This window comes from Bacillus sp. mrc49, assembly GCF_002803435.1.
Genome location: NZ_PHNG01000649.1, coordinates 1 through 7,197 on the forward strand (window position 1 = coordinate 1; position 7,197 = coordinate 7,197).

Genomic DNA, 7,197 nt, shown 5'->3' on the forward strand with positions numbered 1-7,197 from the left:
TCATTCAATGTGAGCGATGGTCGGATATCATCCTGAAGCAACTTTACTTACAAATAGAATTAAACCAGCTGACAAGTCAGCTGGTTATTGGTGTCCTTCACGAAATCGGAAGCAGGATCGTGAAGGTCGGTCATGATCTGTACATTCAGATCCCATTCGGGAAACTCCCCGCGTTCGATCGCTTCATATAAATCCTGTGTGGCATGATTGAAATTCGTTGCTTGAATTTCATTGGCTTCCTTCTGGGTCAAGTTCTTGATGCCCTGCTTGGGCTCCCAGTGATATTTGACGAGTACGGCTTTGCCTTCTTCATTCACCCATTTGTACGTATTGACGCCTGAACCTTGCATCATGCGATAATTGGCTGGAATGCCCCAAGGGGAAAATAAAAACGTAACCATATGAAACGTTTCCGGAGAACTCGAGCAAAAATCGAAAATCCTTCGCCCATCTTGAATGTTCGTGACCGGATCCGGCTTGAAGGCATGGATCAAATCCGGGAATTTCATCGCATCACGGATAAAGAAGATTTTCAGATTATTCCCGACAAGATCCCAGTTCCCATCTTCCGTATAAAATTTAACGGCAAACCCCCTTGGATCACGTAACGTTTCCGGAGATGTCCCGCCATGGATAACAGATGAAAACCTCACGAATACCGGTGTTTTTTTGCCTTCCACCTGAAACACCTTCGCCCTCGTATATTTTGATATCGGCTCGTCCCCTGCTTTACCAGTCGGAACAAAATAGCCATGGGCTCCGGCACCGCGGGCATGCACGACCCGTTCAGGAATTCTCTCCCTATCGAAATGGCTGATCTTTTCCAGGAAATCGTAGTTTTCCAGTGTACTTGGACCCCTGTTCCCCACCGTTCGAAGGCTCTGGTTATTCGTTACAGGGTGGCCTTGCCTGTTCGTCAATGTTTCTTTGGAATCGTCATTTGTTTTTTTGGATTCGTTAGACAAAAAAATCCCTCCTTTGTTAATTTAAACCATAATATCTCTTTACTTTCCCCTATTCCCTTCATTTCACTCTACAAACTTTCATTAAATTTTAAGGGCATCACAAGGAGAGCCCCCGCGCCTTGATGCACAGGGATTTCCCTTGTTTTCAAAATACAGGAAAAGATTTCGGTTGACACCCTCTTCATTACCTCTTATACTTACATTAAGTTCAAATATCTCAAATTAAAGATAAATAATTTCAAGATTAATTTTAGGAGGAATAAATAATCATGACAAACACGAATTGGACGATCGACCCGACACACAGTACGATTGAATTTTCCGTAAAACATATGATGATCGCTAAAGTTAAAGGCAGCTTCAATAAATTCAGCGCAAACATTTCAGCGGACCCAACTGATCTGACTACTGCAGAAATCGATTTTACCGTAGATGTAGCCAGCATTGACACCCGTAATGCAGACAGAGATAATCACCTGCGTTCTGCTGACTTCTTCCATGTGGAAAATAATCCAACATTAACATTCAAGTCAACGAAGATCGTGAAAACGGATGACGACGAATACGATGTAACTGGAAATGTAACCCTTAATGGAATTACTAAAGAAGAAACCTTTGCAATCACCTTTGAAGGCCAAGGAAAAGATCCGTGGGGAAATGAAAAAGCAGGATTTAGCGGAAAAGGAAAAGTTAAACGCAGTGATTATGGTTTAACTTATAACGCAGCATTGGAAACGGGCGGCGTCCTTATTGGCGATCAGATCACTCTTACCCTCGACATCGAGGCAGCTAAAGAAGCTTAATGTATTGTACCCTGAAGAGTAGACACTTAAATAAGTGGCTGCCCTTAAGGGTCTTTTTTTTGTACACTGAACGTACTGCAGGAATAAGTATAGAGGCCGGTGGGATAAAAAAAGATGATCCTGTTCCATACAGGGATCATCTTTTTTTCATGTCCTTTACACAGTGTACAGCTTAGTTGATCGGCTGCTTTTTTTTTACGCATTTCTCGTTCGATAAAGTAAATATATGAAATATGGGGCCCCTATGCTTGCCGTAAAGACACCGGCTGGTATTTCCAGCGGGGAGAACAGGGTGCGTCCAATCAAATCCGCTATCATGACGAGGATGCCGCCAAGCAAAGCCGATGCGGGCAACAGTACGCCAAAACTCGAACCTACCAGCCTTCTTGCCATATGGGGTGCCATTAATCCGACAAAGCCTATTCCTCCAGCAAAAGCGGTGGCACCGCCAATCAAGGCCGTACTGATCATCAATAATATGAACCGCTGTTTTTGAACATGCCCGCCAAGACCCGTCGCCAGGTCATCACCAAGCTCCTGTAAATTTATATTCCTCGCATACAGAAAGGCAATCAGCAGAAACAGAAACGTCCATGGCGCCAGTATGGCGATATTATTCCATGTAGAGTTGGAAACGGATCCCGTAATCCAGAGGTTTGCCTGGCTCGCTTGATAGACCGGGCCGAGAATCATCATCATCGTCGTGAGCGCCTTCATTAAAGCCATTATCCCGATTCCGATCAACACAAGCCTTATCGGGGGAACACCATTTTTCCAGGCTAAGGAATACACAAGCAATGCTACGATTGTGGCGCCGATGAAGGCAGCTAACGGCAGCCAATTGATGCTCACCGTTAAAGAATGATTCTTATCGCTAAAAACAGCCATGAAGCCAACGACAGCCACTGTCGCCCCTCCCGTGATTCCCAGGATATCGGGTGAGGCAAGCGGATTTCGGATCATCCCCTGAAGAATTCCTCCCGCTACTGCAAGACCCATCCCTACCAAAAGGGCAACGATGATTCTCGGCAGTCGAAAGGATTGGATGATCAGGCGATCACCATCCGTTCCCCCTCCGAACAAGACCTGCAGGACATTCCATGGATGGATATTCATTTCTCCCAATCCAGTGCTGAGTACAAATACTGAGGAAGTGACCAAAAATAATATGAAAACGATAATCATCGCTTTTTTATCCATTAAGAATGATATTTTTTCATTAAATAAACGAAAACTCTTATATGACTTCATCGGCTGCTGAACCCCTTTCTAGCTATGTAAATAAAGAATGGGGTGCCAATGATCGCCGTCATGACTCCGACGGGAACTTCCCTGGGCATCAGGATATACCTGGATAGGATATCGGCTGCAAGTAAAAGCACCGCACCGAGTAGTCCGGAAAATGGAATCAGCCAGCGATGATCGGTTCCTACTATATAACGGGTAAGATGAGGGACGACAATTCCTATGAACCCTATCGGTCCCGCCACCGCAACGGATCCACCGGCGAGCAGGATGATTGCCAGCCCCAGGACCGATTTTAGAATAACGACATTCAATCCGAGACCTTTTGCCACATCTTCACCCATGGATAACACATTCATTTTTCCGGAAACGATCAAGGCCAGTCCCCATCCAACTAAAAGGTAAGGAAGGACCGCAACTAAATTATCAAGACTCCTGCCGGAAACCGATCCGGCAAGCCAAAACAAAACTTGATCCAATAGTGCCTCATTGGAAACCAAAAGACCTTGCGTCAATGAAGCTACCATCGCGGACATCGCTGCTCCAGCCAAAGTCAGCTTCATCGGTGTCAAACCGCCCCGTCCCATGCTTCCTATCATATATATACTTGTTGCCGCGATTGCGGCCCCGATGAAAGATAACCAGGTGAATATTTGGAGATTGCTTACCCCAAAAATGGTGATGCCCGTGACTACCGCCAAGCCCGCGCCGGCGTTGACTCCGAATATATCCGGTGAAGCGAGAGGGTTTTTAGTCAATGTTTGCATCAGCACCCCTGAAATAGCCAAACTTGCACCTATTGCCGAAGCGATCAAGGCACGCGGAAGTCTGACAGATTGGATCACGATATGTTCGTTCGACCCATCGAAATGGGTGAAAGCATCAATGGCCATTTGCCATGTAGTATTCGTATAACCGTATACAATGCTTGAGCACAGTAAAAAAAGCAGCAAAAGAATGGTAATGAATAGCCCCATCCATTTCTGCCATGTATTTTTCAATAACATATCCAGTTACCTATCCAATCATGTTTATTTACTAGTTTACTTAATTGTACTGGCGTCATCGGAATCATGTCAACGATTTTGATAATCATTTTCAATTATATATTGACAGAAAAGTATATTCATTTTATGATGAGGCTGTTAAGTGCGAATGATTATCATTTGCTTATTATTGGGAGGGATACATAAATGTTCAGGATCAAGTCATTATTCACAATTTTTACAATATTCACAGTCTTCCTGCTTGCAGCATGCGGAAACCCGGGAGATAAGAAGTCAGGAACTGACACTGCTGATAAAAAAGAGGATACAAGCTATACAATCGAGCACGCAATGGGTTCGACTGATTTGAAAAAAGCGCCAAAAAGAGTAGTCGTTTTGACGAATGAAGGTACTGAGGCATTACTCGCTTTAGGAATCAAACCTGTTGGTGCCGTACAATCTTGGCTTGGCGACCCTTGGTATGACCATATTAAAGCTGATATGGATGGGGTCGAAGTAGTCGGTGTTGAACATGAAGTGAACTTAGAGAAAATCGCATCACTTAAACCAGACTTGATCATCGGCAGCAAAATCCGCCAAGAAGCGATTTATGATAAATTAAGTGCAATCGCCCCTACCGTCTTTTCGGAAACGCTTAGAGGAGATTGGAAAGAAAACTTTAAGCTTTACGCAAAAGCCGTCAACCTTGAGGATAAAGGAAATGACGTCATTGCACAATTCGATAAGCACGTTGAAGATCTTAAAGCTAAATTGGGTGACAAGGTAAATCAAGAAGTTTCCATCGTCCGTTTCATGGCTGGCACTACACGCATTTATTATACGGATTCATTCTCTGGAGTGATTTTCGATCAATTAGGCTTCAAACGTGCAGAACAACAGAAGGAACTGTTCACTGCAGATAATAAACTAGGAAACCTTGCCATCGAGGTAGGCAAAGAAGTCATTCCTAAAATGGACGGAGATATCCTCTTCTACTTCACTTACGCTCCTGAAGGCGACAAACAAGCACTCAGCACAGCAAAAGAGTGGACGAACGATCCGCTTTGGAAGAACCTTGATGCAGTCAAAAAAGGAAATGCGCATGAAGTCAGTGACGCAACATGGAATACAGCGGGTGGAGTCATTGCCGCTAATAAAATGTTGGACGATCTAGAAAAAATCATGCTAGAAAAGTAATAGCCAGGATTACGATCCTGCAAAGCTAACTAAAAAAGCATCCGATAGAATAGACATTTTGAACAGTCTATCCTGTAGGGTGCTTTTGTTTATGAGAAATTCCGATGGACTTCCGATTACCCACGGTTTTGCAGGATTGGACTTTAACCGTTCCATTGCTTTGCACTCTATATGATCAGATTCTGAATGCTCCCAGTTTTAGAGGTTTATACTTAGACCCCTTCTTTCCACTACAGACGTTCGCTTATTCAGAGGCGGTCCGCGAGCTTCCTCGGCGCTTTCGTCTCTGGAATCTCACGTAGACGCGCATTTCCTAAGCGGCAGTCTCGCACCCTTCGCTGGAACCTAAAAAAGATGCCGCCTGCAAAATACAGACAGCATCTCCTTCAAGTTGCCAAACTTTATTTTCAAAGAGTCCATCCTGACCTTTTTTGTCTGTAGACGGTCGGGTTTGCCGTTAACCCGCTTGTCCTCTTTCCTTCAGTTGATCGTCAACGAACAGGATGCCCAATTCATAATGCTCGCCATCAAATAACGCTCTTTGCACGAATCGAATCTGTTCATTATTATCGATGACCTCAAGCTTGCAATGGGCCCTGTTGATTTGGAGCGCCCTGTATAGCTCTTCTTCCTCCCTGACGATGACCCCGTTGATTTTCGAAATGATCTCGCCTTTGACTAGTCCCATTTTATCGGCAGGGGACTGAGGGATGACGCCTAAGATTTGGACACCGAGCTTGCTTTTTGAAAAATAAAAAGGAAGCCTTTCATCCATCGCCTTTTGGGAGTAATGCAGGAATTCACGTCCAACCATTGCCAGTACGGCCGTTATGAGCGCCAGCACCGGGTACCAGTAGCCAATGATAGCCATGCCTGTAATCACCACTCCTAAAGCTCCGACCTTTTTTCCATGTGCCCTGATTGCCTGCTCTGGGAGCGTTCCGTGAACTTTCTGCTTGAAACCGATTAATATCGGCAGCACGATTGGCGATATCGCCATATCCCCGATCGAAAAAACCGGATACCAATCGAAGGGTGCCGGAAGATGTCCTCCCGGTATCATGACGAACATCGGGATTAGCCAGATCCTTTGTGAAACGTAAACACCTATCGGCTGCCCCCTCTTTGACACCTGCAGCTGAGGGGAGACCTTTTTGCTGCCGTTGCCAACCATTAAAAATCCTTCAGCAATAAGCAAAAGCCCTATCAAGATAACAAGTGTCGGATAGATGGAACGATCGAGCTGATTCATGGCATCCTGCAATATCGGCAGCTTGATGTCCCTATCATATAAAAAGAAAAGGATGAAGAAGGTGATTCCCACTGTATATACGGGTGAGATGACCCTCCTGTTCATGGTCAATACAGCCAAAATCGTTACACCGGCCATGATGAACATCGCTGCCAATGGAATGGTCATTCCTGATGCAAGCGTTAAGCATGAAAGAATCAACCCCCATATCAATCCATGGGGCAACAACGACCGCATTTCCATGGAAACCCTGTAGACCTTCGTATTAAAATCATGGCGTTCCCGTTTAACGCGAAGATAGCCGATGAATAAACAATAGGCAATCGAAATATAAAGCAAAGGATGAAGGAATAGTTTTCCTAATCCCATCAAGCATGCAATCAGCCAATCCGTTGTCAATTTCTTTCCACCATCCTCAATGGGTAATTAGTAAGTTGTGCAATTCGTGCTTGTCAGTTACCTCCTATTCTATCAAAAATGTAACCTCCATGCCTATCAAGATGCAGAAAAAGTAGCTTTATCGCAAGTTTGTTCCGCATTCTTTTCATGATGCGGAAATAAGCTGGCACCAAACAAAGAAAAGGCACCGCTTCAGGGGCGGCACCTTCTTTTATCATTTCACGAGATAGTTCAAAGCCGTTCTTAACTGAATATCATTGTCTTCATCTTGGATTTTTTCCAGAATCGCACTTTCCAAATGGGCTGCAGTTTTCGCATCCAGCTTTCCTGTCACTTTCAGATCATACTGC

General features: G+C 44.5%; 5 protein-coding genes and 1 pseudogene. 2 read left to right on the top strand and 4 right to left on the bottom strand.

Annotated features, from left to right (window positions below; all coding sequences use genetic code 11):
• Positions 1 to 101: 101 nt before the first annotated feature.
• Positions 102 to 971, bottom strand: a pseudogene (locus CVN76_RS08435) (catalase); the annotation flags it as partial.
• Positions 972 to 1,234: 263 nt separating this feature from the next.
• Between CVN76_RS08435 and CVN76_RS08440 the strand changes: the two are divergent.
• Positions 1,235 to 1,768, top strand: a complete 534-nt coding sequence (locus CVN76_RS08440) for a YceI family protein (RefSeq protein WP_100530902.1) — start codon at positions 1,235 to 1,237, stop codon at positions 1,766 to 1,768.
• 195 nt (positions 1,769 to 1,963) lie between these two features.
• Here the strand turns inward: CVN76_RS08440 and CVN76_RS08445 are convergent, their stop codons facing one another.
• Together CVN76_RS08445 and CVN76_RS08450 are read right to left on the bottom strand one after the other, a co-directional pair.
• Positions 1,964 to 3,019, bottom strand: a complete 1,056-nt coding sequence (locus CVN76_RS08445; protein WP_100530903.1) for a FecCD family ABC transporter permease — start codon at positions 3,017 to 3,019, stop codon at positions 1,964 to 1,966.
• Positions 3,016 to 4,020 carry a FecCD family ABC transporter permease gene (locus CVN76_RS08450; protein ID WP_100530904.1) on the bottom strand — a complete coding sequence of 335 codons (1,005 nt, stop codon included), beginning with the start codon at positions 4,018 to 4,020 and terminating at the stop codon, positions 3,016 to 3,018. The genes CVN76_RS08445 and CVN76_RS08450 overlap by 4 nt, the downstream gene beginning before the upstream one ends.
• Before the next feature lie 186 nt (positions 4,021 to 4,206).
• Here CVN76_RS08450 and CVN76_RS08455 point away from each other — a divergent pair, with 186 nt between their 5' ends.
• Complete coding sequence (locus CVN76_RS08455) at positions 4,207 to 5,196, top strand: ABC transporter substrate-binding protein (protein WP_100530905.1); 990 nt, start codon at positions 4,207 to 4,209, stop codon at positions 5,194 to 5,196.
• A gap of 457 nt (positions 5,197 to 5,653) precedes the next feature.
• On the opposite strand, the gene CVN76_RS08460 is transcribed toward CVN76_RS08455, so the two are convergent.
• A complete protein-coding gene (locus CVN76_RS08460) occupies positions 5,654 to 6,847 on the bottom strand; it encodes a PDZ domain-containing protein (RefSeq protein ID WP_100530906.1) in 1,194 nt (397 codons plus the stop codon).
• Positions 6,848 to 7,197 lie beyond the last annotated feature (350 nt).

Excerpts from the sequence above, each read along its gene's own strand:
- CVN76_RS08440 (WP_100530902.1), top strand. The coding sequence starts at position 1,235 with ATGACAAACACGAATTGGACGATCGACCCGACACACAGTACGATTGAA.
- CVN76_RS08450 (WP_100530904.1), bottom strand. The coding sequence starts at position 4,020 with ATGTTATTGAAAAATACATGGCAGAAATGGATGGGGCTATTCATTACC.
- CVN76_RS08455 (WP_100530905.1), top strand. The coding sequence starts at position 4,207 with ATGTTCAGGATCAAGTCATTATTCACAATTTTTACAATATTCACAGTC.
- CVN76_RS08445 (WP_100530903.1), bottom strand. The coding sequence starts at position 3,019 with ATGAAGTCATATAAGAGTTTTCGTTTATTTAATGAAAAAATATCATTC.